The 23930-nt window shown below is 44.0% G+C and carries 25 protein-coding genes and 1 pseudogene; 7 read left to right on the top strand and 19 right to left on the bottom strand.

What is annotated here, in order from left to right:
• Positions 1-50 precede the first annotated feature (50 nt).
• Together BR62_RS0111130 and BR62_RS0111125 are read right to left on the bottom strand one after the other, a co-directional pair.
• Entirely contained in the window at positions 51-1268 is a 1218-nt protein-coding gene (locus tag BR62_RS0111130) for an MFS transporter (protein ID WP_032870860.1), read from the bottom strand.
• 158 nt (positions 1269-1426) lie between these two features.
• Positions 1427-2299, bottom strand: a complete 873-nt coding sequence (locus BR62_RS0111125; RefSeq protein WP_007409874.1) for a LysR family transcriptional regulator — start codon at positions 2297-2299, stop codon at positions 1427-1429.
• A gap of 126 nt (positions 2300-2425) precedes the next feature.
• Between BR62_RS0111125 and BR62_RS0111120 the strand changes: the two genes are divergently transcribed.
• On the top strand, positions 2426-3004 hold the full coding sequence (locus tag BR62_RS0111120) for a LysE family translocator (protein ID WP_012118916.1): 579 nt from the start codon (positions 2426-2428) through the stop codon (positions 3002-3004).
• Between the two features lie 18 nt (positions 3005-3022).
• Here BR62_RS0111120 and BR62_RS0111115 read toward each other — a convergent pair whose 3' ends face one another.
• The 7 genes from BR62_RS0111115 to BR62_RS0111085 form a co-directional block, all read right to left on the bottom strand.
• Positions 3023-4225, bottom strand: coding sequence for an MFS transporter (locus BR62_RS0111115; protein WP_032870858.1), 1203 nt, complete (start codon positions 4223-4225; stop codon positions 3023-3025).
• Positions 4226-5116, bottom strand: a complete 891-nt coding sequence (locus tag BR62_RS0111110; RefSeq protein ID WP_032870856.1) for a LysR family transcriptional regulator — start codon at positions 5114-5116, stop codon at positions 4226-4228.
• A gap of 156 nt (positions 5117-5272) precedes the next feature.
• Complete coding sequence (locus BR62_RS0111105; protein WP_032870854.1) at positions 5273-5641, bottom strand: DUF1304 domain-containing protein; 369 nt, start codon at positions 5639-5641, stop codon at positions 5273-5275.
• Positions 5642-5671: 30 nt separating this feature from the next.
• Positions 5672-6310: a nitroreductase family protein gene (locus BR62_RS0111100; protein WP_004393039.1), complete on the bottom strand. Its 639-nt coding sequence runs from the start codon at positions 6308-6310 to the stop codon at positions 5672-5674.
• A gap of 13 nt (positions 6311-6323) precedes the next feature.
• Positions 6324-6785 (bottom strand): MarR family winged helix-turn-helix transcriptional regulator, encoded by a 462-nt coding sequence (locus tag BR62_RS0111095; RefSeq protein WP_169510223.1) that lies wholly within the window; start codon positions 6783-6785, stop codon positions 6324-6326.
• A gap of 111 nt (positions 6786-6896) precedes the next feature.
• Positions 6897-7775 (bottom strand): YitT family protein, encoded by an 879-nt coding sequence (locus BR62_RS0111090; protein WP_032870851.1) that lies wholly within the window; start codon positions 7773-7775, stop codon positions 6897-6899.
• 183 nt (positions 7776-7958) lie between these two features.
• A complete protein-coding gene (locus BR62_RS0111085) occupies positions 7959-8411 on the bottom strand; it encodes a MarR family winged helix-turn-helix transcriptional regulator (protein WP_007409879.1) in 453 nt (150 codons plus the stop codon).
• A gap of 119 nt (positions 8412-8530) precedes the next feature.
• Between BR62_RS0111085 and BR62_RS0111080 the strand changes: the two genes are divergently transcribed.
• Both BR62_RS0111080 and BR62_RS0111075 read left to right on the top strand, forming a co-directional pair.
• Positions 8531-8962: a GNAT family N-acetyltransferase gene (locus tag BR62_RS0111080; RefSeq protein WP_032870848.1), complete on the top strand. Its 432-nt coding sequence runs from the start codon at positions 8531-8533 to the stop codon at positions 8960-8962.
• A gap of 351 nt (positions 8963-9313) precedes the next feature.
• Entirely contained in the window at positions 9314-10180 is an 867-nt protein-coding gene (locus BR62_RS0111075; RefSeq protein WP_032870845.1) for a DUF1259 domain-containing protein, read from the top strand.
• Positions 10181-10356: 176 nt separating this feature from the next.
• On the opposite strand, the gene BR62_RS0111070 is transcribed toward BR62_RS0111075, so the two are convergent.
• Together BR62_RS0111070 and BR62_RS0111065 are read right to left on the bottom strand one after the other, a co-directional pair.
• Complete coding sequence (locus BR62_RS0111070) at positions 10357-10758, bottom strand: carboxymuconolactone decarboxylase family protein (protein WP_007409882.1); 402 nt, start codon at positions 10756-10758, stop codon at positions 10357-10359.
• A 104-nt stretch (positions 10759-10862) separates the two neighbouring features.
• Positions 10863-11771: a LysR family transcriptional regulator gene (locus BR62_RS0111065; RefSeq protein ID WP_025285581.1), complete on the bottom strand. Its 909-nt coding sequence runs from the start codon at positions 11769-11771 to the stop codon at positions 10863-10865.
• A 118-nt stretch (positions 11772-11889) separates the two neighbouring features.
• Between BR62_RS0111065 and BR62_RS0111060 the strand changes: the two genes are divergently transcribed.
• The gene (locus BR62_RS0111060) at positions 11890-12675 is read left to right on the top strand and encodes a 3-hydroxybutyrate dehydrogenase (protein ID WP_015240976.1); all 786 of its coding nucleotides are present in this window, start codon (positions 11890-11892) and stop codon (positions 12673-12675) included.
• A 300-nt stretch (positions 12676-12975) separates the two neighbouring features.
• Here BR62_RS0111060 and BR62_RS0111055 read toward each other — a convergent pair whose 3' ends face one another.
• A complete protein-coding gene (locus tag BR62_RS0111055) occupies positions 12976-14424 on the bottom strand; it encodes an aminotransferase-like domain-containing protein (protein ID WP_032870842.1) in 1449 nt (482 codons plus the stop codon).
• Between the two features lie 129 nt (positions 14425-14553).
• Here BR62_RS0111055 and BR62_RS0111050 point away from each other — a divergent pair.
• Positions 14554-15464: pseudogene (locus tag BR62_RS0111050) on the top strand (DMT family transporter).
• A 149-nt stretch (positions 15465-15613) separates the two neighbouring features.
• Positions 15614-17683, top strand: a complete 2070-nt coding sequence (locus tag BR62_RS0111045) for a thioredoxin domain-containing protein (RefSeq protein WP_032870840.1) — start codon at positions 15614-15616, stop codon at positions 17681-17683.
• Here the strand turns inward: BR62_RS0111045 and BR62_RS0111040 are convergent.
• A complete protein-coding gene (locus tag BR62_RS0111040) occupies positions 17680-18576 on the bottom strand; it encodes a CPBP family intramembrane glutamic endopeptidase (protein WP_032870838.1) in 897 nt (298 codons plus the stop codon). The genes BR62_RS0111045 and BR62_RS0111040 overlap by 4 nt on opposite strands.
• A 214-nt stretch (positions 18577-18790) precedes the next feature.
• Here BR62_RS0111040 and BR62_RS0111035 point away from each other — a divergent pair, with 214 nt between their 5' ends.
• The gene (locus BR62_RS0111035; protein ID WP_007615061.1) at positions 18791-20122 is read left to right on the top strand and encodes an MFS transporter; all 1332 of its coding nucleotides are present in this window, start codon (positions 18791-18793) and stop codon (positions 20120-20122) included.
• A gap of 32 nt (positions 20123-20154) precedes the next feature.
• Here the strand turns inward: BR62_RS0111035 and BR62_RS0111030 are convergent, their stop codons facing one another.
• From BR62_RS0111030 to rpsR, 6 genes are all read right to left on the bottom strand, one after another.
• The gene (locus tag BR62_RS0111030) at positions 20155-20535 is read right to left on the bottom strand and encodes a VOC family protein (protein WP_015418645.1); all 381 of its coding nucleotides are present in this window, start codon (positions 20533-20535) and stop codon (positions 20155-20157) included.
• Positions 20536-20586: 51 nt separating this feature from the next.
• Complete coding sequence (locus BR62_RS0111025) at positions 20587-21531, bottom strand: LacI family DNA-binding transcriptional regulator (protein WP_007409892.1); 945 nt, start codon at positions 21529-21531, stop codon at positions 20587-20589.
• 62 nt (positions 21532-21593) lie between these two features.
• A complete protein-coding gene (xth, locus tag BR62_RS0111020; protein WP_020958116.1) occupies positions 21594-22352 on the bottom strand; it encodes an exodeoxyribonuclease III in 759 nt (252 codons plus the stop codon).
• Positions 22349-22906 (bottom strand): methylated-DNA--[protein]-cysteine S-methyltransferase, encoded by a 558-nt coding sequence (locus tag BR62_RS0111015; protein ID WP_032870836.1) that lies wholly within the window; start codon positions 22904-22906, stop codon positions 22349-22351. Before BR62_RS0111015 ends, xth begins: the two co-directional genes overlap by 4 nt.
• Positions 22903-23484, bottom strand: coding sequence for a bifunctional transcriptional activator/DNA repair enzyme AdaA (locus BR62_RS0111010; RefSeq protein WP_020958118.1), 582 nt, complete (start codon positions 23482-23484; stop codon positions 22903-22905). The genes BR62_RS0111015 and BR62_RS0111010 overlap by 4 nt, the downstream gene beginning before the upstream one ends.
• Positions 23485-23674: 190 nt before the next feature.
• Entirely contained in the window at positions 23675-23914 is a 240-nt protein-coding gene (rpsR, locus tag BR62_RS0111005) for a 30S ribosomal protein S18 (RefSeq protein WP_004392983.1), read from the bottom strand.
• Positions 23915-23930: the final 16 nt, after the last annotated feature.

Raw genomic sequence — 23930 nt, 5'->3', positions numbered from 1 at the left:
ATTACCCTCTCCTCTCTCGATATAGAACGTACGTTCCTCATTATACTACACTACATGCGGCTTTGTACCATCTTCTTCATTCGCAGCTGAGAAAATCCGATAAAAGCCGAAATTAATAAGAGGAGGCCTGCGCCAATATAAATAAACCGCACGCCGAATACATCCGAGATAACCCCCGTTCCGATAATGGAAAACATAAAAATGAACTGAACTAAAGCTGATCTCGCCGCTAATATATTGACCCGTGTCTTTTCGGTCGTGATGTTTTGAAGGAATGTTTCCTGCGTGAGATCTCGTAATACACAAGCCGGCCCCATACACAGCACCAGAAAAAGGGCCGTAACGGCGCTTGTGATCAACCCATAAATAAACGTGAACATTCCATATGCCAAGGCTCCCGTCAGCATAAGCGGAATGAGATGATGCTGAAACTTACCGGATAACTTATAGATGATCAGTCCGCCGATCATCGTCCCTGCATAATAGACTCCGTTGACATACCCCCACCAAGCCTCTCCTTTATGAAGGACGTCATGCACATAAGTCAAGGACACAGACCCGATCCATATCATGCCTGCCCACGATTCGATCACATCCATCACAATGAGAACCCTGAGCTGTTTTTGCTGAAATAAATACACCCAGCCGCTTGCCGCATCTGCAAAAAGGGAACGTTCCCTGACTGCTGCCGGCGCACACAAGCGTACTTGAAGAAACAGAATGATGCCCAAAACCGAAGAAACCAATAACATGACAGTGACGATCATTGTATCGCTCTCTCCCAAGAACGCTATGATGACGCCGCCCAGAGACCACCCCGCAAACTGAACGGTCTGATCCGCCGCAGATAATAAACCGTTCGCTTTCGCCCTTCGATCAGGAGGAATGATTTCCCCAATCAGTGCGCTTTTTATCGGAGCAAACCATCCGTTGCAAAAAGAAATGCCTCCGATCAGACAAAACATCAGAAAAAAGAATGCGGATGAACCGGTTTGGATGACAAAAAACAAACAGACTAACAGTGTGATCTGAATCAATTGAGAACTGATTAACAAAGACCGAAGCGTGAACCGGCCGGTGACCAGCGGCAAAATGGCGCTGCCCAATACGCGACATACAATGCTGACGAACGTCATAAGAGAGGCCATCGCCGTCGAACCGGTTTTTGTAAACAAAAACAAGATGACAGCCATCGTATAAAGTGAGAACCCCAAGTTGATAGCGGTCTGGCTGTATAAAATAGCGTAATACGCTCTCTTCATATTCATCTTCTCACTCCCTGATTATGTAAATCATACCATATTTGCTGATCAGCTCTCTTTTTTTAAAAAAGGTAGGTATGGAGTCAAAGCTGGCTGACATCGAAAATGTCATTAAGATTCCGGACAAAAACAAAAGCCGATGCGCGCAGGCATCGGCTTTCAAATTAACCTATCATCTCAAGAACAAGCGACACAAAAGCTTCAGCGGCCGGAAGCTGCCATTTTTTCTTTTTGACCAGCATATGAGAATAAAGCCGCTCGAACGGCTCAGACTGCTGAAGAATTTTCAGCTTCCCCGCTTTTACCTCTTCTTTTACCGTAATATAAGGTAAAACGGAGAAACCGAGTCCGCTCATCACCGTCTGCTTAATTGCTTCTATACTCCACAATTCCATTGTTTGTAAATGACTGATATCATGCTTGACGAGAAATCGTTCAAACATAGTCCGATAGCTGCATCCTTCTTCATTTGTAATAAAAAAGTGCTTGCCGCTTTGTTGATAGTCGTCAAAATGTTCCGGTGCGTCACTGCCCGCCACGAGGACGATGCGTTCCTCCAATAAAGAATGATGTATGCATTTTTCCATTTGTATCTCCGGATACACCATAAATGCGATATCCACGCGGCCACTTACTAATTCCACCTGATTCTGCCCGCATGTTCCGTTGCTCAATATGATATTGACGTTCGGATACTTCATGGAATATTCTCTGATAATCGGCCCCAGTCTGGAAATGGTCAAAGACTCCGGCGCCGCAATTTTTAAAACGCCCTTCACCTCGTGAATGCTTTGCATATTTTTGATCTTGTCATGGGCGGAAAGTAAATCCTCGGCTAACGGTATCAGCTCTCTCCCTAAAGGCGTCAGTTTCAGACGCCTTTTTTCGTACGTAAATAATGCGCCGCCGATCTCCTGTTCAAGCGCCTGAATATGAGTCGTAATCGTCGACTGCGTATATCCCAGCTTCGCCGCGGCCCCTGTATAGCTTCCCTTATCTACAATGGCCTGAAATGTAATAAGATGTCTGATCTCCATATGAATTCACCTCTAAGATGTATCGAAAAAATCAATAATGCGATTTTATTTTTCAATTTTATTTATAACTATTCTTATCATACAATAAAAAACGGTTCCATCACATTAGCAAATGAAGGTGATTTAATGAGTATCATAGCTTTTCTTTCTTATGTCCTGATGACATCTATTACGCCCGGGCCGAGCAATATTTTAATGATGAATGAAGCGCGCAGAGCCGGCTTTATCGGTTCATGGCGTTTTAACGGCGGCATCCTGACGGGATTTGCAGTGCTCGGCATTCTCAGCGGTCTGTTTACCATGAGTGTTTATCATTGGATTCCCGTCGTGGAACCTTACTTTAAAATTGCCGGAGCCGTCTATTTGCTCTATTTGGCTTGGCAGATCTCGCTGCCCAAAACATCAAAAGGCGATTCTGAAAAAACCCGATCGTCTTTTCTATCGGGATTTCTGTTTCAAATGATCAATATAAAGAGTATTTTATTCTTTTTAACCTTAATGAGCGCCTTTATATTGCCATTTCAGCACACGTATCCATTGATTGCGTTCTGGCTCGCGTCGGCTATTCTCCTGGGCTGGGCGGCTTTACTGCTGTGGTCGGCGTTCGGCTCTGTTTTTAAACATCTCTTTGAGAAACACGATAAAGCGTTTCGCATCGTGATGTGTCTGCTGCTCATCTATTCTGCTGTAAGCATTTATCTGTAATTCAAAAAAGATAAACGCCTATTGGTGTTTATCTTTTTTTCGTTTCGTCAATAATCCCAGCCAGACTGAAACGGCTGCTGAAACGGCAGAAAGCGCCGTGATCATGACGGCAATGCCGCCCCAGCCGAATTGGTGATAGAAAGCGCCGCTTGCAGTCCCCCCGATGCTCCCTCCCACATAATAGGAAAACAAATATAAGGCCGCGGCCTGTGCCTTATCGCGGACGGCCAGTTCACCAACCCAGCTGCTGGAGATCGAATGGCCCGCAAAAAAGCCGAATGTGAAAATCGCAACTCCTAAAATCATGATCCCTATATCAGCAGATAAAGTAATGCAGACACCAATCATGACAATCACCAATGAGAATGGCAGGATTTTTCTTTTGCCGTATTTGTCTGCTAACATGCCCATCCACGTTGAACTGAACGTTCCGACAAGGTATACGAGAAAAATAAATCCGACTGCCGTTTGGCTTAGTGAATAAGGCGGCTTCATCAATTGAAAACCGATATAGTTATATAAAGATACAAAGCCGGCTTCCAATAAAAAACCGATGATCAAAAGGCAGCCGAAACCGGGCGTCCTGTATTGACGGTAAAATGAGGTAAAAATGTCGTTTCTTTTATATGTCCGGGGCGTAAAATGAGAAGAGGCAGGAAGGATCGTCCAGAAGATAATGCTTGCCAGCAAACTGATGAGGCCGATCGTCAGCAAAGCCGTATGCCAGCTGAAGGAATCCGTCAGAAAGCCGCTGATGATGCGTCCCGTCATGCCGCCAATCGAATTTCCGCTGATATAAAGCCCCATTGCCATTCCCAAGCTGTCCGGCTCAATTTCTTCAGCTAAATAAGCCATTGCCGCCGCGGGAAGCCCCGCTAATGCGGCTCCCTGCAGCGCCCTGCAAACGACGAGCAGCTGAAAGTCCGAAACAAACCCTGTGAGAACGGCTAGGACGGATGCAGCAAATAATGACACGCCCATTATCTGCTTCCGCCCGTACATTTCTGATAAAAAACCGGCGAATACCAGACTGATGGCTAAAGCAATCGTTGCCGCTGATTGGCTTAAGCTTGAAACCGCCGGTGACAGGTGAAAATCGTTTGCGATATCAGGCAGCAGCGGCTGCGTTCCCCAAAGGATGGCAAACGTGCAAAATCCGCCAGCAAACAAAGCGAAGTTTACCTTTTTGAATTGAAGTGTGCCGCGGCGGATGTGAGTCATTTATCTTCCCCCTTTTCTGTTAAGCCGGGTTTGAATAAACGCTATAAAATTCTCCGCTGCCGGCGATAAATAGCCGTCTTTCCTCCAAGCCAAACCAATCTCTCTTTTACAGATCGGATTGGTGACACTTAGAAGTTTGACCTTTGTTTTATCAAAAACGTGCAAGTCAGGGATAAGAGACACCCCCAGTTTAGCGCCGACTAACCCGGAAGCTGTCACAATATCTTCTCCCTCAAATACGACATCCGGTGAAAATCCCGCTTTTTCACACAACTCTTTAATCATGCCGTGAAGAACATTTGTATCTTTAAAAGAGATAAACGGTTCACGCTCCGCCATTTTCAAATCAATTTCATCATATGAGGCGAGCGGATGTTCAGCAGAAACGGCTAAATATAACTCTTCTGTTAAAAGCGGCTGGCAGATCACCTCATCGTTTTCATCACGAAGCGAAGTCAATGCGATGTCCACTTCTCTTGACGTTAATTGCTCGATAATCTGCTGATTTGATGCTTGGGTCAACTGAAAATTGACATGAGGATACATGTGTTGAAACGAGCTGATCACATCCGGAACCATACTCATGCCAAGCGACGGCAAAAAAGACAACAATATTGTGCCGTTGTTGGGATGGATTTCATTCCACACTTCCTGTTTACCGATTTCAATTTGTCTGATAGATTGTTCCACACGATGCAAAAACATTTTCCCGTACCGATTCAAATAAATATTCCTGCCTTTGCGATCAAAAAGCTGAACGCCCAGCTCGTCTTCAAGCTTTGAAATCGAACGGCTGAGAGCGGGCTGAGATATGGACAGCTGTTTTGCTGCCTGTGTAATATGCTGCACTTGCGCCACTGTCTGAAAATAATTAATCTGATGCCAATCCATTGATTGCCTCCGCGATTTGTTATTTTCACTTATCATACGTTACCCGATCTATAACTTCTAATTGTTAGTTTGCATGAAACTGATGCATATAAGGAATGATTTTCAAAACAGAATAAAAAAAGAGGGCTTCCTTTCCGGAAGCCCTCTTTCCGTCTGCTACGCCAATAAAAGAAAAATAAGCGCTAAAACAGCCGGAAGTCCTTGTTTTACGATAATTGATTTGTTTGAAGTAAAGCCTCCGAAAATGGCCGCGATGACCACGCAGATGACGAAAAACATTTGAATCATATGGCCAATCGGATCAGCTCCGAGGATCAGCCCCCAAATGAGGCCGGCAGCCAGAAATCCATTATACAGACCCTGATTTGCAAACATGACCGCTACATTCCGATCACCTTCTAAATGCTTCGGCAATTTGAAGGACCGCTTAGCTGCCTTCGAATTGATAAAAAACATTTCAAGTATCATGATAAATACATGTTCTAAAGCTACAATTCCGACGAAAACAGCTGCAATCATGTCCACTGTCCCTCTCCTCTCAGCTTCACTTCAACCTTATTTCCATTGTGCGATTGTTTCGATAGGAAGACGGTAGGAAGCATATCCTTCGTCTGCCGCTTTTCCGATTGATAACAGCATGACCGGTACATAACGCTCTTTATCCATTCCGAAAACCTCGGCAATCTTTTCTTTATCGTAGCCGCCGATTGGGTTTGTGTCATAGCCGTGCGCGCGTGCCGTAAGCATCAGCTGCATGGAAACGAGTCCTCCGTCAATCAGAATCGTTTCACGGTTCACTTGCTCCGGAAGTTTTTCAAAATGCGCCGTCAACGCAGCGATTTGTCTGTCTTTTACTTCCTGCGGCATGTAGCCCAGTTCGACCGCTTTTGAATAAATTTCTTCTAAATAGTCATCACTGTTCATATCTGCGAAAACCGCGATCACCGCAGATGATGTGCTGACTTGTGTTTGGTTAAAGCTGGCAAGCGGCGCGAGTTTTTCTTTTCCTTCAGGGCTGTCAATGACGAGAAAACGCCACGGCTGCGCGTTGACTGAAGACGGCGCTGTCGTTGCTTCTTCCAGGATTTGAGTCATTTCTTCTTTGCTGATTTTAACAGCCGGATCATAATTCCGAATGGAACGGCGCCCTTTCATAATGTCCATAAAGTCGTTTGTTTTCAGTTCTGTTTTCATGTGTAAAACACTCCTATGCTTTCATATTTTCTATATTATTCTGCATCTGCGACAATACGTTTTTTAACATACTGCGTTCTTCCTCGCTGACACCGGCAAGCATTTCCTTTATGAAACGCTCCTTCTCCTTTTTGGAAGCCTCAATTCTCTCCCGCCCCTGTTCAGTAAGCCGGACAAGTATAATTCGGTTGTCCTCGGGCTTCCGCCTTCTTGTGACCATTTCTTTGGCTTCAAGCTGTTTCAAGTGTCTTGTCACGGCTGCGCCATCAATATTCACCTTTTTCTGAAGATCGCTTTGGCTGATCTCATCGACGTAAAAAAGCACGGCGAGAAGCTCAAGGCGGGATTGGCTGATTCCGGTGCACGCTTCAAACTTCGTGCCGATCACTTTATGCAGTGATTGGAGCTGATATAAAATCTCGCCTTCCTCTGAACAACATGCTGTCAAAACCCATCCCCACTTTCTTTTGCGCAATTAATTGACTAGTCAATATTTGATATATCAATAATATACAGCCGTCATTCTATTTTTGCAAGTTTTTTCTCCTTTTTTAAAAAAAGCTGCCGATTAACGGCAGCTCTCTACTTAATGATTATGGACTTTTCTGAAATTACTGCCTTTTACTTCTGCGACATCATATACCGTCACAAAGGCTTGTTTATCAATGTCATTAATAATTTCTTTCAGTTTGGTTTCTTCCAAACGGTTGATGACACATGTGATTTCTTGGAATTTTTCATGAGAAAAACCGCCGTATGCTTCTTTATAAGTAGCGCTCCGGCCCAATTCTTCACGAATGGTCTCTACCATTAATGCAGGCTCATTGGTGATAATCTGAAATGTTTTAGAACCGCTTAAGCCTTCCTCAACCACATGAATCACCTTAGATGCAATGTAGTAAGCAATGACGGAAAGCAATGCGCCTTGCAGCCCAAATACAAAAGAAACAAAAATAAACACAAACATGTTTAAAAATAAAATGAGGTCGCTCGTGCCAAACGGCAATTTCCGTGACAGAAGCACAGCCAGCATATCAATTCCATCTAATGCGCCGCCGTTGCGCAATGCCAATCCCATTCCAAAGCCGAGAATAATCCCGCCGACAACGGTGATTAACAGGGTGTCTCCCTCGATGATAGCCGGTGTGTGGTGGAAAAAACTCGTGCCCGCGGCAAGTGAGACAATACCGATAATTGATAGAAACGCAAAACCTTTCCCGATTTGCTTATATCCTAACCAGACAAACGGTATATTGATCACCGCAATTAAGATCCCAAGAGGCAAATGAAACAGCTGTGAACCGACAATGCTGAGTCCGGTCACACCGCCGTCAGATACACTATTCGGAATCAATACGGTTTCCAGTCCATACGCGGCAATAATTCCGCCGATGATGACCATGATGGCCCGTACGATTGATTTCGCTCTGAATTTCTTACGTCTTTGTTTTTCGATTGTACTCATATCATTCCCCGCTTCAATTATTTTTTCTTATTTAAATATACCATAATTGATACTTTTCGTTAAAAATAAGCCTATCGGCTATGTTGAAGCAGGAACCGAGGAAGGAGATGTCACAGATAACGTATCCATTTATGACTTTAATCATTCACAACGCAATCATTCACTAAAAGGAATTAATGACCATTAATAATCTCTTTTATTCCCCTTCTTCACAAATTCCCAATCATGTTCTATATTTTTTCTCACCCGCTGAAGAAGGCTGAAAATGGTTTCTTTTTCCTCAGATGTAAAGCCGGACAGGGCTACCTCCGCAGAATGCTCTCCTTCTCTTTGCAATAACGGATAAACCTTTCTCCCTTTTTCAGTCGGAAACAGTTTTTTTATTTTTTTATTTTGATCATCAGGACGCTTTTCAATAAACCCCTGTATTTCCAATTTTTTGATTGCTCTCGCCGCTGTTGTTCGGTCGACTTTAATCATTTCCGCCACTTTTTCCTGTATCACTCCCGGGTTTTCACATATCCGCACAAGATAGAGATACTGCCCTTTTGTTAAGTCTAATTCTTTAAATTCAATATTGCTGATGGAATCCAGTGCCCGTGCGATCATGCCGATTTCCCGCAAAATATCAGTCATATCTTTTCAAACCCTTCATGTTTTGTTGCATTTACAATATAATTATTTTATCGTTACTTCTATAAGACCACAAGCAAGCCGTGCAGTCCAGACTAACATGTGAAAAGGATTGGTTGATTATGAGGATAAAAAGAATAACAACGGAAATTGATTTACAAGCAGCGCTTGAGATTAGAAAAGCAGTATTCATTGAGGAACAGCAAGTACCTGAAGCCGATGAATTTGATCAGTTCGATACGCTTGAGGATCAGTGCGGGCATGTCTTGGTTTTTCATGAAAATCAGCCTGCCGGCACAGGACGCGTCCGCATTGTAAACCATACAGGCAAGCTCGAACGAATCTGCATCCTGAAGCCTTATCGCAAATACGGGTTGGGCAAAGTCATCATAAGCGAATTAGAAAACATGGTAAAAGAAAAAGGCATCACCCAATGTAAACTGCATGGACAAACACATGCGGAAGGCTTTTATCACAAACTGGGCTATCAGACAGATTCACCGGAATTTATGGAAGACGGCATCCCGCATGTCTTGATGACAAAAGAGCTGTGAGCTGTCACTGAATGAGCAGCCAAACGGCTGTATGAATTATTTACCGAAAGCCTTGTATAAAGGCTTTTTTTCTTAGCCTGAAACTCAAATTAAAAGGTATGTGTGCGCAGCCGGTGCTTGTCACAAATGGCCGCCACAAAAAAATCAAATCTGGAATAAAACTACCAATTTAAGCTTTTAATCTATTAAAAATTAACAGTTAAAGAGATTGTAAAAAGGGAAGAAAATCTCAAATTATACAAGAAAGACTGATTCTCTCTAATATGGACTGCTGACGCGTTACATTTTTTCTATCTTCACATATCTTTAATACTAAGTACGTTATAAATAGATTCCAGGAGGAGATATGAAGTGGAAGAAACGAGTATGGAGCCATCACGGCTCTGCAAAGAATTTGCTAGAATTCTCAATTCAACGCCCAGTGTCGTAAATGGCGTATGTACGGCGACAAGATTTCGAAGCAACATTCATCCGGTGGTACTCGGAAGAAGAGCCGAGGCATTTCCTTTTATTCCTCAGGCCTTTTCATTTGAAAGCATGGATCGGGAAGGCAGAGCTTTATGTTTAGGTGAGACTGTTTTACTGCAAGAAGAAGTGAACCCGTTAATGAGTGAGCTGCGCAAATTCGGTATCATCGTAACTGCCGTTCATAACCATTGGCTGTTTGATAAACCGCGTCTGATGTTTATGCATTTTGAATCAATTGATAAACCCCTCAATTTTGCAAGAAAAGTGAGAGAGGCCCTGAGAGTTCTAACTACTAAAACTGTGCGTGCGGTACCAAAAACTGACGGGGAGCTGATTGAACGGCATGGTCTTTGTGACGAGTTCAACGATATTCTAGGCGGAACCATGCATACGTTTGAAAATGGAATTTGTACAGTAATGAGATCACGAACGAATATAAAACCAGTAGTACTGGGACGGCCCGGAAGATCATTCTTGCTCATTCCGCAAATGTTTTCATTTGAATCAATGACAAAAGACGGCCGTGCTCTCTGCAGCGGAGAAACTGTCATTCTGCAAAAAGAAATCAATCCATTTATCAGCGTTCTTCGGAAACATGATCTGATTGTAACGTCACTTCACAATCACTGGCTGTTTGATAAACCGAGACTGATGTATATTCATTTCGAAGCGATTGATAAACCTGTCAACTTCGCCTTAAAAGTAAGAAATGCTTTAAAAGTGCTTACTGATAAAGAGGTCGAAGGTTAGCATGTTTCTAAGTATTAAAAAGCGATTAAAATAATCGCTTTTACATATGATCAGCCGAAAACAAAAAAGAGGTCAGACATTTGTGTTAAAAAACAGCCTTATAGGCTGTCGTTTTGTGTATATTCTATTGATGAGTTTATACTAATTCATCCCGCATTCCCCAAGCTCTTTATTTCTCAATGGTTTTCTACATGTCGTTGTGCAAACACTTTCTTAGCCACTGAAAGAGCATTAAGTACACGCGGGAAGCCTGTATAAGGAACCAATTGGGTGATACTCTCTACAATCTCAGTCGGTGTTAATCCGGATGTAAGCCCTGTATTGATATGAAGTTCAAGCTGCGGCTCGGTTCCTTGCGTTACAAGGGATGAAATGGTAACAAGCGCACGTTGTTGATTGGTTAATCCCGGCCGTGAATATATATCTCCGTAAGCAAATTCTATCATGTACTTACTTACATCTGGGGCGATATCTTTCAAGTCTTCAGAAATCTTTAAATGCGTAGAGATTTTATCATCGCTTGTTAAAGTGTACTCCATTAATTTGTCTAAACCTTGTTGGTAACGGCTTTGATCCATTTGAATTTCCTCCTGAAAGGTACTTATTTTCTGACATAAGATAATATATCGCAGCCCTCTCTAACCGTAAAATACATAAAAACTATAAAAACCATTCATTTTTTTCATGAGTTATCTTGATTTACGTAATTACTCTTACAAAAAAATGAAATATACCGGATAAATTCGCGTACTGCGTGCGAAACGTATTTTCCTTTTTTTAAAATAATCGCCACTTTCCAAGGAATTGATGGATTAACAATGGAGATTGCCTTAACTAAACTTTGATCAGTCTTTTTTACTATAGACTGAGGAAAAATGGAGATACCTAGTTCTTCTCCAATCATTTCGCTGATAAAATCCCATTGAGAACTTTCATAAACGATATTTGGACGAAAACCGGCTCTAATACACTCTTGAATAATCCGATCGTGAAGAGAAAAGTCTTCACTAAACAGGATGAAAGGTTCATTTTTCAAGTCCTGCATTTCCACAATCTCTTTATGAACAAGCGGGTGAGCGGAATGAACGAAGAGCATCAGTTCTTCATTAAGCAATGGAATGATATCAAACTGCTCTTCGTCCACTGGCTCAATAACCACGCCAAGGTCCAGTACCCCATCTTCAACCTCCTGTTTCACCTTGTTTCCCCCATGTTCTATCAGCTTGATGTTCACATCAGGATACAATTGTTTAAATCCTCTAATGATTTTAGGAAAAAACAAGACACCGATAAGCGGCGGTATTCCAATTTTCACTTTTCCTTTTTTTAAATGTAAAAGATCGTATAAGTTCGTCGACAAGTCATCTATTGACTTCATAATCATTTGGCCTTGCTCAAATACAATTTCGCCTGCATCTGTCAAAGCGATTTGTCTGGCTGATCGATCAATGAGCTCAACCTTTAATTCCTCTTCCAAACTTTTCACCATCTTACTTAAGGCAGGCTGTGACAAATGCAAATTTTCTGATGCCTTAGTAAAACTGTTGGATTTAGCAACTTCAAGAAAGTAAGTGATTTGGCGTATATCCATCGTATGATCTCCATTCCATAAGTTTAACGAATACATTATATTCTTTTTATTCATTTTACTTATACAACTGCTGGGTGTAAACTTTTAGAAGAACAAAATGAATCCTGGAGGGGTTACTATGAGTAAATTATTGGAAAGTAAAGTTGCTCTTGTTACAGGCGCGGCGAGTGGAATTGGTTTAGAAATTGCACGTGAATTCGCTAAAGAAGGCGCAAAAGTTGTGATTTCCGATTTGAACGAAAAAGCCGTGCAACATGCAGCTGAGGAACTTACGGAACAAGGATACGAAGTCCTCTCTGCGGTTTGTGATGTAACAAACGAAGAACAAGTAGAAAAAAGTGTCTCTAAGACACTTGAAACCTTTGGACGATTGGATATTCTGGTAAACAATGCGGGGATTCAGCATGTGTCGGATATAGAAAACTTCCCGACTGATAAGTTTGAATTTATGCTGAAATTAATGCTTACTGCTCCTTTTAGTGCGACAAAAAGAGTATTCCCTTTGATGAAAAAACAAAAATTTGGCCGCATCATCAATATGGCTTCCATAAATGGTTTAATCGGTTTTGCAGGGAAAGCGGCTTATTGCAGCGCCAAACACGGTTTGATCGGTTTAACTAAAGTATCAGCATTGGAAGGAGCGGAATACGGAATTACCGTCAACGCCTTGTGTCCGGGATATATCGACACTCCATTGGTGCAAAACCAGTTAAAAGATATTGCAGAGACTAGAGGCATTTCTAAAGAAAAGGTGTTTGAAGAAGTCATTTACCCCTTGGTTCCTCAAAAACGTTTATTAGCCGTGCAAGAAATCGCTGATTACGCAGTATTCCTCGCCAGTGACAAAGCGAAAGGAGTTACAGGACAGGCAGTCGTAATGGACGGCGGTTATACGGCCCAATGATCTGAATTTCATCTGCAGGAGTCATAGCGCTTTGGATTAAATGATTTACTCTTCAAGAACCAAGCCGCTGTTCTTCTAGGAGAGACATAGCCATACAGATTGAAGTTTGAATAAAAACAAGGAGAGCAGAAATTAACATTTTTTTGACATTCGGCATCTTAACTTAAGAAAAGCCGCTTTGTTGGCGGCTTTTTTACTGGTTTTCATGAGGGGAAAAGAAGCATTTGAAAAAGCGAAACGCGAAAACAAGCAGATTCTTGTCATTGATAGCATGTCCCTGTCTTTTAGTAATCATTATATTTATCTGCTTGCCAATTCCTTAATCATCAAACCCAATTCATAAATTCCCTTTTGAAGGTCTTCAAGAGATGCATAAGCATATGATAAGCGAATATAATTCCCTTTTTCTTGAGCATAGATACTGCCGAGATTGAGAAGTATCCCTTTTGTCAAAGCTTTTGTATAAAGTAATTTCATAGATAGTGAAGGCAATATTTTTACCCAAACAAAGAATCCTCCCTTCGGCATATTCCATGCAGCGACATTCTTCAAATTGGTTTCTAAGAGACTCATGACCAATTGCCTTCTCACCTTTAATTGACTTCTCACCTGTTCTAGATGTTGCTGGTATTCACCCGATGTAAACCACTCTGCCGCTACTCTCTGAGATAACGAACTGGAGCCGTAATCTGTTTGCATTTTTATGTCGGATAAACGTTCAATCACTGGTTCTGGACCGACGATCCATCCAATCCTCAAGCCCGGACTTAACGTTTTCGATAAACTGCCTATGTAAAGCACATGCCCATTTTTATCTATTGTTTTAATAGGATCTGGAGGAATCTCATCTATCCATAACTCACGATAAATGTCATCTTCAATAATGGGAAGCTGTGCATTCTCACTTGCCGCAAGGATTTCTTCCCGTCTCTTTTTTGACATTAAAATACCTGTCGGATTATGAAAACAGGGATTTGTATATAAGATAGCCCTCCCCCGTTCCCCCCTTGCCATGCGGATGTGTTCCGGCAAAAGCCCATCGTTATCCATAGGAACTCCAGTCAGCTTCATACCGGCTGATTGAAATACGTGTAATGAATAAAGATAGGACGGCTGGTCAAGATAAACGGTCGATCCCCTTTGTAAAAGCCCCATTGATATAAGCTGCAAGGCTTGCAGTGCGCCCGAAACAATAAGAATGGAAGAAGGAGACGCTTGAATGCCGATTGTTCTTAAATAGCCGCTTAATGCCTCTCTCAAAGGCAAATAGCCTTTTGGTTCCTCATACCCGAATGCCTCTATGTTTTGAGATACCTTTCCCATGATCTCTTTCATAACAGCTAAAGGAAAAATCTCATGTGAAAGTTCTCCTTTACTGAGCTGTATAAGATCAGAATTCGATTCTGATTTATTGATCTCTTGAACGATTTTTTGGCTTGGCTGCTGGATTCCGGAGGTTACATACTGATCCCAATCGGGAGCGGAATTCTTAGCCAAAAGTGTCCATGTATTGTTCGTAACAACTGTCCCTTTGCCCATTCTGCCTTCGATTAATCCATCCGCCGTCAATTCCTCTAAAGCTGTAATGACTGTGCTCCTGTTCACCTCAAAGTGTTTAGCAAGCGTGCGCTGGCTTGGAATCTTACTTCCAATCGGCCATTCTCCATTTCCTATTTTCTCTTTTATAAATTGAATGATTTGTATGTACTTAGGAAGCTTTTTCATCTTTTTTTCTTCTGGAGCGCTCATAAAAAGGATCCTCCTTAAAAGTGGTTGGGTCAAAATCTATTTAACTGGTTGAAGTCATATCATCAAATCTTTATTAATATAGAAACACATTAAATAACTGGTTGGTTTTTGTAAAGAGGAGTGAGAAAGATGAGAAAGAAAACAGTTCGAATCGGTATATCTTACAGTCTGATGATTGGGTTGTGGGCATCAGCTTTCCCGGGAATTCGCGCGGGTTTGGAGAGTTACACGCCGGAACACCTCGCTTTGTTTCGCTTGTTGATTGGGTCAATGGCACTGTTGGTTTTTGCTGTTTTGACTCATATGCGTTTACCTGACATGAAGGATATCCCTGCTATTTTATCGTTAGGATTTTTAGGTTTTGCACTATATCACATTTTGCTGAATATCGGAGAAAAAACAGTCAGCGCAGGGACAGCAAGCTTACTCGTGACCATGACACCTATTTTTTCTGCAATGTTATCCCGTCTGTTTTTTGGTGAACATTTTGGGCTTTATAAATGGATTGGCTCTATCATAAGTTTATTGGGTGTGTCGATCATTTCATTTGGGGCAGGAAACTATACAAATTCAGTGAACGGCATTTTGTTAATCCTGCTGGCAGCTTTTTCGGAGAGTATTTATTTCGTTTTTCAAGCTCGCTATATAAAAAAATATGGATTTATTCCATTCGTTACATTCACTATTTGGGGCGGGACAATACCTATGCTTGATTTCTGCCTGGCTTAGGGGAAGAGTTTTTGAACGCTTCAATGAACTCAACATTGTCTATCGTTTACTTAGGTTTATTACCAACGGTTGTGCCTTACTTTGCACTTGCGTATGTAACTTCACTCGTCGGTGCTTCAGAAGCAACCATTTCACTTTATTTAACACCCGCTATAGCCTTGGTCATTTCTTGGGTGTGGTTAGGTGAAGTACCTGCGTTTATTGCACTGACAGGCGGGATGGTTACAGTCGCCGGGGTGTGTTTCACCTATCTAACAGTAAATAAAACGATAAAGATTTTAAATCCTTACTTCTTATCTAAAAAGCAATAAGGTAGATGAAGTTTAACCCTAAAAATAGAGTCATAAGCAGTTCTCCTTTTTAATGACTTGGGTTTGGTTCACAAAGTTGAGTGTATGAATTTTTTTAGAGGATTGTGGTATGTTAAACATACAAATATTAATAGAAAGCAGGTGAGCCCATGCCAAACAATAGCAAACCCAACAGTTTAATCACGGAGAAGTCCCCCTATCTGCTCCAACACGCCCACAACCCCGTAAACTGGCATCCTTGGGGAAAAGAAGCCTTCGAAAAAGCAAAACGCGAAAACAAGCCGGTTCTTATCAGCATCGGCTATTCGACGTGTCACTGGTGCCACGTAATGGCCCACGAGTCCTTTGAGGACGAAGAGATCGCCGGTATGTTAAACGATAAATTCATAGCCATCAAGGTTGATCGTGAGGAGCGGCCTGATGTCGATTCCGTGTATATGAGAATCTGCCAGCTGATGACGGGGCAGGGCGGGTGGCCGCTGAACGTGTTCGTCACACCAGATCAGAAGCCGTTTTATGCGGGGACGTATTTTCCGAAGACGAGCAAATTTAACCGTCCGGGCTTTATCGATGTGCTTGAACATCTGTCCGAAACGTTTGCGAATGACCGGCAGCATGTCGAGGATATTGCTGAAAACGCCGCCGCTCATCTTGAAGTCAAGGTTCACCCGGCCGAGGGCATGCTTGGCGAACAGGCTGTTCATGACACGTATCGCCAGCTGGCCGGCGGGTTTGATACAGTGTACGGCGGGTTCGGCCAGGCTCCAAAATTTCCGATGCCGCATATGCTCATGTTTCTGCTTCGCTACTACAGCTATACGGGCAAGGAACAGGCTTTGGCCGGCGTAACCAAGACACTCGACGGCATGGCGAACGGCGGGATTTTTGACCACATCGGGTTCGGCTTTGCCCGCTACTCGACTGATAATGAATGGCTCGTGCCGCATTTTGAGAAAATGCTGTATGACAACGCCCTTCTCCTGACCGCATATACAGAAGCCTACCAAGTCACAGGTAATGAGCGCTACAAACAGATTGCGATGCAGATCGTAACGTTTATTCAGCGGGAAATGATGCATGAAGACGGCAGCTTTTTCTCAGCTTTAGACGCTGATACCGAAGGCCGTGAGGGGAAATATTACATATGGTCCAAAAAAGAGGTTATGAACCTTCTCGGTGATGAACTCGGCCCGCTTTACTGCAAGGTGTATAACATCACAGATCAAGGCAATTTTGAAGGCGAAAACATCCCGCACCTCATTTTCACGCGGCGTGAGGCCATCCTCGAAGAGACCGGCCTCACCGGACATGAGCTGGCCGAACGCCTTGAAGAGGCAAGAACAAAATTGCTGGAAGCGCGTGAAAACAGAAGCTATCCGCATACAGATGACAAAGTGCTGACCTCATGGAACGCGCTCATGATTGCCGGGCTGGCAAAAGCCGCAAAGGTATTTCACGAGCCTGACTTGCTCAGCATGGCGGAAACAGCGATCCGCTTTCTCGAACGGCACCTCATGCCGGACGGGCGCGTCATGGTCCGCTATCGCGAGGGCGAAGTGAAAAACAAAGGGTTTATCGATGATTATGCTTTTCTCATCTGGGCTTATCTTGAACTGTATGAAGCGGGTTTTAATCCGTCTTATCTGCAGAAAGCGAAAACGTTATGTACAAGCATGCTGGAGCTGTTCTGGGATGAACGGCACGGAGGTTTCTTCTTTACGGGGAATGATGCTGAGACCCTTCTTGTCAGGGAAAAAGAGGTTTATGACGGGGCCGTGCCTTCCGGAAACAGCGCGGCTGCCGTACAGCTGCTTCGTCTCGGCCGCCTGACGGGTGATATATCACTGATTGAAAAAGCCGAAGCGATGTTTTCTGTGTTCAAACGGGAAATAGAGGCCTATCCGAGCAGCAACGCTTTCTTCATGCAAAGCGTACTGGCACATACAATGCCCCAAAAAGAAATCGTTGTTTTCGGAAGGAAAGATGACCCGGACAGAAAACGTTTCATTGAGGCGCTTCAGGAGCATTTCACTCCCGCCTATACGATTCTCGCCGCAGAACATCCGGAAGAGCTTGCCGGCATTTCTGACTTTGCCGCGGGTTATCAAATGATCGACGGGAAGACAACGGTCTACATTTGTGAGAATTTCGCCTGCCGGAGGCCGACGACGGATATTGATGAAGCGATGAACACCTTACAAATCAGCAGCAGAGCCTAGGCGGCCTGCTGCTTTTCTTTTTTCACAAAACGGAACGCGAGCCATACGAAGATGATATTGATCACCAGAGTCGATATGCAATCATATATTTCATAGCCGCCGGCTGCTGTTGTAAATATCGACGGAATGCCGCCGTACACCGAATGATCCTCTGTGAGAAAGATAAATAAAAACATATTATTGGCAGCGTGACCGCCAAGGGACATCTCCAGACTGCCCGTTTTAATCGTGATAAAGGTCCAGATCATGCCGATGGTGACATATCCGATTCCCGCCCAGAGAGCTCCATTTTCCATCTCCGGATTCCCGAAATGAAGTGCGCCGAATAATCCGCCGATAATGACTGTCAGAACCACCGCATTTGCCGTCAATTTTCCGGCGAACTGAAGCAGAAAACCGCGAAAGAGAAATTCCTCCGCAGAGGTTTGAATCGGCACCAACAAGACGGCCGCCGCTAACAGCAGCAGAAAACGTGAAGCATGGAATTCCTGAAGCATGAAACGATCCGGATGAATTGTAAAATCAATCAGCCCCGCGACAAACATCAGCACAACATATGTGCCGAATCCAAAGAAAATCCTCTTCCAGTTCAGCGACTGATTTGGTGTGATGATGGATAAAAACCGCCGTTTCATAATGAAACGAACCGCTATCCAAATGCCCGGAATCGCTATGAAATAGACGATATGCTGTAAATAAATATCCGCCAGCGGGTCACTTAATGCCCCCTCATCCCAATTTATCGTCAGTGAAGGATTGAAAGCGGACGTGAAAAACATATAAAACACGGTCAGTATGCTTCCGAAAAAGAACAAACCCACAATGACCAACAGAGAAAGGAGATATCTCGATACACTATTTTTTCCCTCTGCGGGCCGTACAAACGTATTCATATTTATGCATCAACTTCCTTTCCTTCAACATTTTACAATATAAACAAAAACAGATATAGGAAATGTTATATATTTTAAGAAGAAAGCGCTATGCCGTTTCCTTTGGCTCTGGTTATTTACACTCTGTTTTTGCCAAAAAAAGACCTTTATAATGTATTCGTCAGATAAATTCACAGTATTTTCTGATTACAATTGCAAAGTCAGGGGGTTGTTTATGAAACATCAGACATTCTCAAATGTAGCGAACCGATTAGACCGTCTCCCCATTTCACGTGTGCATTATCAAGTATTAACCGCTCTCGGAATCATCTATTTTTTTGATCTCGCTGATCTGTTTACGCTCAGCAACGTGGCTCCGGCGCTGATTGAGCATTGGGGCGTGAAGCTGTCCACCATTGCCGACATCACGGCCGCATCATTCCTGGGCATGTTTTTAGGCGCGTCCATCGGCGGAAGGCTGTCCGATCGGATCGGCAGGAAAAAAGCGCTGAATTGTTTTGTCCTTGTCTTTTCGATCTCATCTTTTCTGAATGCGCTGGCATGGGACATTCCGTCCTTAATGATTTTCCGCTTCTTGACCGGGCTCGGCGTCGCGGCCGCCATGATTGTGACGAACAGCTATTTGGCAGAATTTTTTCCATCCTCCGTACGGGGAAAATACATCTCCCTTTGCGCCATGATCGGACTAATCGGCGTTCCCGTCACAAACGTTGTTTCCGCTTTTGTCATTCCTTTAGGCTCATGGGGGTGGCGGCTCGTATTCGTATGGGGGGCGGCCGGTCTCATTTATTTCTTTTTTATCCGCCGGCTTGAGGAATCGCCGCGCTGGCACGAAAATCGGGGCGCATATGATCAGGCAAACGCCATTATGAACCGTCTTGAAGCACGTGCAGAGAAAGAAAAAGGCCCGCTTCCTGCGCCAAAAGAGGCGGCAGAAGTACATACAGTGAAGCACGCAGGCTACTTAGGGCTGTTTCAGGGCAGGAATTTAAAGATCACCATCATCCTGTCAGCGGTATGGATTCTTGAAACCTTTGGCTTTTACGGCTTTGCTTCATGGGTGCCCAGCCTGCTGAAAAGCAACGGCATCACCATGGAAAAAACGCTGTGGTACAATGTGCTTCACTCTGTCGGCGCGCCGCTTGGCGCATTGCTCGGTTCCATGATATCCGAGACGTTCCAAAGGAAATGGATTCTGGCCGCAAGCGCCTTTCTGACTGCCATTGCCGGACTGTTATACGGCATGACGTTTATTCCCGTCATGATTATTGTGTTTGGATTTGTCGTTAACGTCACGGAACGGATCTTCACCTCAAATCTATACGCCTACACATCGGAACCGTATCCTACGGAATATCGCTCGGCCGGGAGCGGGCTGGCGTATGGGCTCGGCCGTTTTTCCAACATATTCGGCTCCCTGCTCGTCGGGTTTATTGCCGTTAAGCTCGGCTACATCAGCGTCTTTTTGTTCATCGGCGGCTGCTGGCTTCTGTGTTCCGTTTTGTTAATCCTCTTCGGCCCGAAAACAAATGCACAGCAAATTTAATCAAAAAAACAGTGCGGAATCACTCCGCACTGTTACACTGTGATTTCTATCAAATTGCCTTCCCCATCCTCTATCACGCTCTCATAATATCCGTCACCCGTCACGCGCGGGCCGCTTACAACCTGAAATCCATCATTTTTAAACGTTTCCGTCAATTCATTCACCCGCTCCTTGCTGCCTGTAGAAAATGCGAGATGCGCCCATCCGGTCATATTCTGTGACGGAACTTCATCAATGCCGCCTTTTTTCATAAGTTCCAGCCTGCATCCGGAGTCAAATGAAAGAAAATACGATTTGAAATCTTTTTTCTCATTATGATAAAGGTCATTGGCCTTGGCGCCGAAGTATGTCTCATAAAACTCTTTCATCCGTTCCAAATCTTTCACCCATATCGCTGCATGTTCAATTCGCATATGTCCGCCTCCCTTTTTTTCTCAATCTATTTATAAAGCATGAAACCCATTTCAGCTCAAGACTTTTTTCCGCTGAAATTGATGCATAATTTGTTTTTTAGCTGTTTCTTCGTGAAAAAATAATAAAAATGCTTCCTTTCCGACCCGTTCCAAATGAAGTTCCAGGGATGGAATATTCAATGCCCGGCTGACGCTCAGATTTCCCTCGCCGATGATCTCCGCGTCCCATTTCTGTTCTTTCGCAAACTGGTACAAGCCGGCAGCCACGTCATCACTGTGCGCATAGATGGCCGTCGGCGCCTTGTCGAAACCCCAGAAGTGCTCACCCGCACGCTTTCCGTCGTCCATATCATGGCATCCGACCAGAATGCGGGTTTCATCAAGAGAGCCGAAGACCGCCTTATATGCGGTTACCTTGTCGGCCGTACTCGGGCTTTTTTCCGCTTCCCGCACACATGTAAAAGCAACGTCTTGATGCCCGCGGTTTTTCAAATACAAAAAGCTTTCTCTGTATGCTGCCTGCCTGTCATTATAAGCGCAGGGAATCTCTTGATGCTGTGTATATTCACAAGCGACAATGGGACCGTATTCCAGGTAAGGCACGGCGGTCTCCCATTCATTCGCGCGGGACGTGACAATCAGTCCGTCAATCTTTTTCATTTTCAGCAGTTCGAAATATGTCATCTCTATAGCGGGGTCATAGTTGGTGGGGAGAAGGGTTGTCACGTAATCATGGGCAAACGCTTCCTTCGTGATACCGTTTACAATTTTGTCAAAGCAGGGATGGTCACTGTACGGCAAAATCACGCCGATTGTATTGGTCTTTCCGCGAATCAGATCAATGGCGGTTCGATTAGGGGTATAATCCAGCTCCTTCATCACTTGATTCACAAGACGCCTTTTCTCCTCAGATACGTACGGGTGTCGGTTTAATACGCGTGATACGGTGGCCACCGACACATTCGCCAGTTTCGCAATCTCTTTTATATTTGCCATGTGCTCCTCCATTTTCAGTGATAAAAAAGCAGCAAGAGTGGATTTCTCTTACTGCTATCTCATCATAAATCCACTGTCATTTCAACAGGGCAATGGTCAGAACCCATGATATCGGCACAAATGGCCGCTTGGCTGATCCGCTGCTTCAGTCTGTCTGAAACAATGACGTAATCAAGCCGCCAACCGATGTTTTTCTCACGTGCGTTCGTCCTGTAAGACCACCAGGAATAGGCGCCTTCCCGATCAGGATATAAATAGCGGAATGAGTCGGTAAATCCCGCGTTCAGCAGGGCGCTGAACGCTTCCCGCTCCTGCTCCGAGAAACCGGCGTTCTTCCGGTTGGCTTTCGGATTTTTTAAGTCTATCTCCCTGTGTGCGACATTCAGATCGCCGCATAAGATCACGGGCTTCTTCCGGTCAAGCTTCTGCAGATAATCCTTAAAATCGGCTTCCCATTGAAGACGGTAATCAATTCGCTCTAATCCGCGTTTGGCATTCGGCGTATAACAGTTGACGACAAACACATGCTCAAATTCAAGCGTGATCACCCGTCCTTCTTGATCATGGTCGTCAATCCCCAGTCCATAGAGCACGTGCAGCGGCTTTTCTTTCGAAAAAACAGCCGTGCCTGAGTAGCCTTTTTTCACCGCATAGTTCCAATAGGCGTGATATCCTTCAGGCTGTAATGATACTTGTCCGTCCTGTACTTTTGTTTCTTGCAGACATAGAATATCAGCTTCCGTTTCCTGAACGTAAGTATTGATATCTATCTTTTTCATCACGGCACGCAAGCCGTTTACATTCCAAGAAATCAGTTTCATGTGATCCCTCCTGTCCGGCTCAGCCGGTATTCCAGTGTTTCAATGTTTCCGCCCTCTAATGCCAGCAGCTGCTTTTTCATTTCTAAACCGCCTCTGAATCCGGTCAGTTTCCCGTTTTTTCCGATGACGCGATGGCACGGAACCGTAATCAATACCGGATTTTTTCCAATCGCAGCGCCCACGGCTCTTACGGCTGCCGGTTTCTGAATCATTTTTGCTATATCCGAATAGGAGTATATCTCGCCGTACGGTATGTCCATAAGCGCTTTCCATACAGCAAGCTGAAATTCTGTTCCGTAAAGATCCACCGGCACTGAAAAAGCTGATCTGCCATTTTCAATGTACTCGGACAACTCTGCCGTGTAAGGCGCCAGCTTTTCATCATCACGTGCCAATCGGTATTGCGGCAGTGATTTTTTTGCCCACTGCTCAAGCTCTTCAAAGCTTCCATGATTTGACCCTATAAAGCAAAGCCCCTTAGATGTGGCGGCTGTATACAGGCTCCAATCATTCCGTGTGAAGAGTGTCCAATAGATCATAGGCTCTTTACTCATATTGAACCTCCCTGTCCCATTTTGGCCGTTTTTCTGTATTCTGTGGGCGAACTCCCGGTTCCCTTTTTAAAAAGGGTCGCGAAATGCGCTGTGTTTGGAATTCCGACAGTCAGAGCGATCTCCATGACTGTCATATCAGTATGCTTTAAAAGGTGTTCCGCCTTCGACAATCTTATTTTCTGTATATACGCAATCGGGGATATTCCCCTGATTTTTTTAAATGTCCGCTGTAAATGATAGGGGCTGCCGTGACACATTTCGGCCAGTACACTCAGAGTCAGGGATTCGTGATAATGGCGTTCAATGTATTCAATGATTTGAGCAATCCATTCTTCATCAGGAAGACGAAGACCGTTCGGCCGGCACCTTTTACAGGGACGAAAATGTTTCTCGAGCGCTGCATCAGCCGTATCAAACACCAGCACGTTTTCTTTATTCGGAACTCTCGATTTACAAGAAGGCCGGCAGAAAATCCCCGTCGTTTTTACTGCATAATAAAATGCCCCGTCATAAGAAGCATCATTATGTATGATTGCGCTCCACTTTTCATCAGTCAGGATATTTCTGTCTGTCTCCATCTCAGCCACCCCCTGTTTTTCAGTATAAACAAATTCATTGCATAAGTACGCGTTTTTGAATAGAGGAGCAAGATAACAAAGATAGGTGTCAGGAGCACTTCCATGTTTCATGTGAAACATTTCGGCAGGATGGAGGGGGACTGATATAAAAAAAGAGCAGGAGCCCGCAGGCTCTTGCTCTTTTTTCGGCTTACTCGCCAGTTACGTATGGAAGTAAAGCCATTTGACGTGCGCGTTTGATCGCGATAGTCAATTTACGTTGGTATTTCGCGTTTGTTCCAGTTACACGGCGAGGTAAAATTTTACCACGCTCAGAAACAAACTTTCTAAGAAGATCTACATCTTTGTAATCGATGTGCGTAATGCCGTTAGAAGTGAAGTAACAAACCTTACGGCGTTTCGCACGACCGCCTCTGCGTCCTCCTGCCATTGTCATTTCCCACCTT

It is taken from the genome of Bacillus sp. UNC69MF (assembly GCF_000746035.1).
In the GTDB taxonomy this organism is placed as follows: Bacteria; Bacillota; Bacilli; order Bacillales; family Bacillaceae; genus Bacillus; species Bacillus velezensis.
Note: the sequence above shows the minus strand (reverse complement) of the source record. Positions and strands in the feature narration are given on the sequence as shown.

Coding starts and splice junctions, on each gene's coding strand:
- BR62_RS0111130 (WP_032870860.1), bottom strand. CDS start 1,268: ATGAATATGAAGAGAGCGTATTACGCTATTTTATACAGCCAGACCGCT.
- BR62_RS0111125 (WP_007409874.1), bottom strand. CDS start 2,299: ATGGAGATCAGACATCTTATTACATTTCAGGCCATTGTAGATAAGGGA.
- BR62_RS0111120 (WP_012118916.1), top strand. CDS start 2,426: ATGAGTATCATAGCTTTTCTTTCTTATGTCCTGATGACATCTATTACG.
- BR62_RS0111115 (WP_032870858.1), bottom strand. CDS start 4,225: ATGACTCACATCCGCCGCGGCACACTTCAATTCAAAAAGGTAAACTTC.
- BR62_RS0111110 (WP_032870856.1), bottom strand. CDS start 5,116: ATGGATTGGCATCAGATTAATTATTTTCAGACAGTGGCGCAAGTGCAG.
- BR62_RS0111100 (WP_004393039.1), bottom strand. CDS start 6,310: ATGAAAACAGAACTGAAAACAAACGACTTTATGGACATTATGAAAGGG.
- BR62_RS0111090 (WP_032870851.1), bottom strand. CDS start 7,775: ATGAGTACAATCGAAAAACAAAGACGTAAGAAATTCAGAGCGAAATCA.
- BR62_RS0111085 (WP_007409879.1), bottom strand. CDS start 8,411: ATGACTGATATTTTGCGGGAAATCGGCATGATCGCACGGGCACTGGAT.
- BR62_RS0111080 (WP_032870848.1), top strand. CDS start 8,531: ATGAGGATAAAAAGAATAACAACGGAAATTGATTTACAAGCAGCGCTT.
- BR62_RS0111070 (WP_007409882.1), bottom strand. CDS start 10,758: ATGGATCAAAGCCGTTACCAACAAGGTTTAGACAAATTAATGGAGTAC.
- BR62_RS0111065 (WP_025285581.1), bottom strand. CDS start 11,771: ATGGATATACGCCAAATCACTTACTTTCTTGAAGTTGCTAAATCCAAC.
- BR62_RS0111060 (WP_015240976.1), top strand. CDS start 11,890: ATGAGTAAATTATTGGAAAGTAAAGTTGCTCTTGTTACAGGCGCGGCG.
- BR62_RS0111055 (WP_032870842.1), bottom strand. CDS start 14,424: ATGAGCGCTCCAGAAGAAAAAAAGATGAAAAAGCTTCCTAAGTACATA.
- BR62_RS0111045 (WP_032870840.1), top strand. CDS start 15,614: ATGCCAAACAATAGCAAACCCAACAGTTTAATCACGGAGAAGTCCCCC.
- BR62_RS0111040 (WP_032870838.1), bottom strand. CDS start 18,576: ATGAATACGTTTGTACGGCCCGCAGAGGGAAAAAATAGTGTATCGAGA.
- BR62_RS0111035 (WP_007615061.1), top strand. CDS start 18,791: ATGAAACATCAGACATTCTCAAATGTAGCGAACCGATTAGACCGTCTC.
- BR62_RS0111030 (WP_015418645.1), bottom strand. CDS start 20,535: ATGCGAATTGAACATGCAGCGATATGGGTGAAAGATTTGGAACGGATG.
- BR62_RS0111025 (WP_007409892.1), bottom strand. CDS start 21,531: ATGGCAAATATAAAAGAGATTGCGAAACTGGCGAATGTGTCGGTGGCC.
- xth (WP_020958116.1), bottom strand. CDS start 22,352: ATGAAACTGATTTCTTGGAATGTAAACGGCTTGCGTGCCGTGATGAAA.
- BR62_RS0111015 (WP_032870836.1), bottom strand. CDS start 22,906: ATGAGTAAAGAGCCTATGATCTATTGGACACTCTTCACACGGAATGAT.
- BR62_RS0111010 (WP_020958118.1), bottom strand. CDS start 23,484: ATGGAGACAGACAGAAATATCCTGACTGATGAAAAGTGGAGCGCAATC.
- rpsR (WP_004392983.1), bottom strand. CDS start 23,914: ATGGCAGGAGGACGCAGAGGCGGTCGTGCGAAACGCCGTAAGGTTTGT.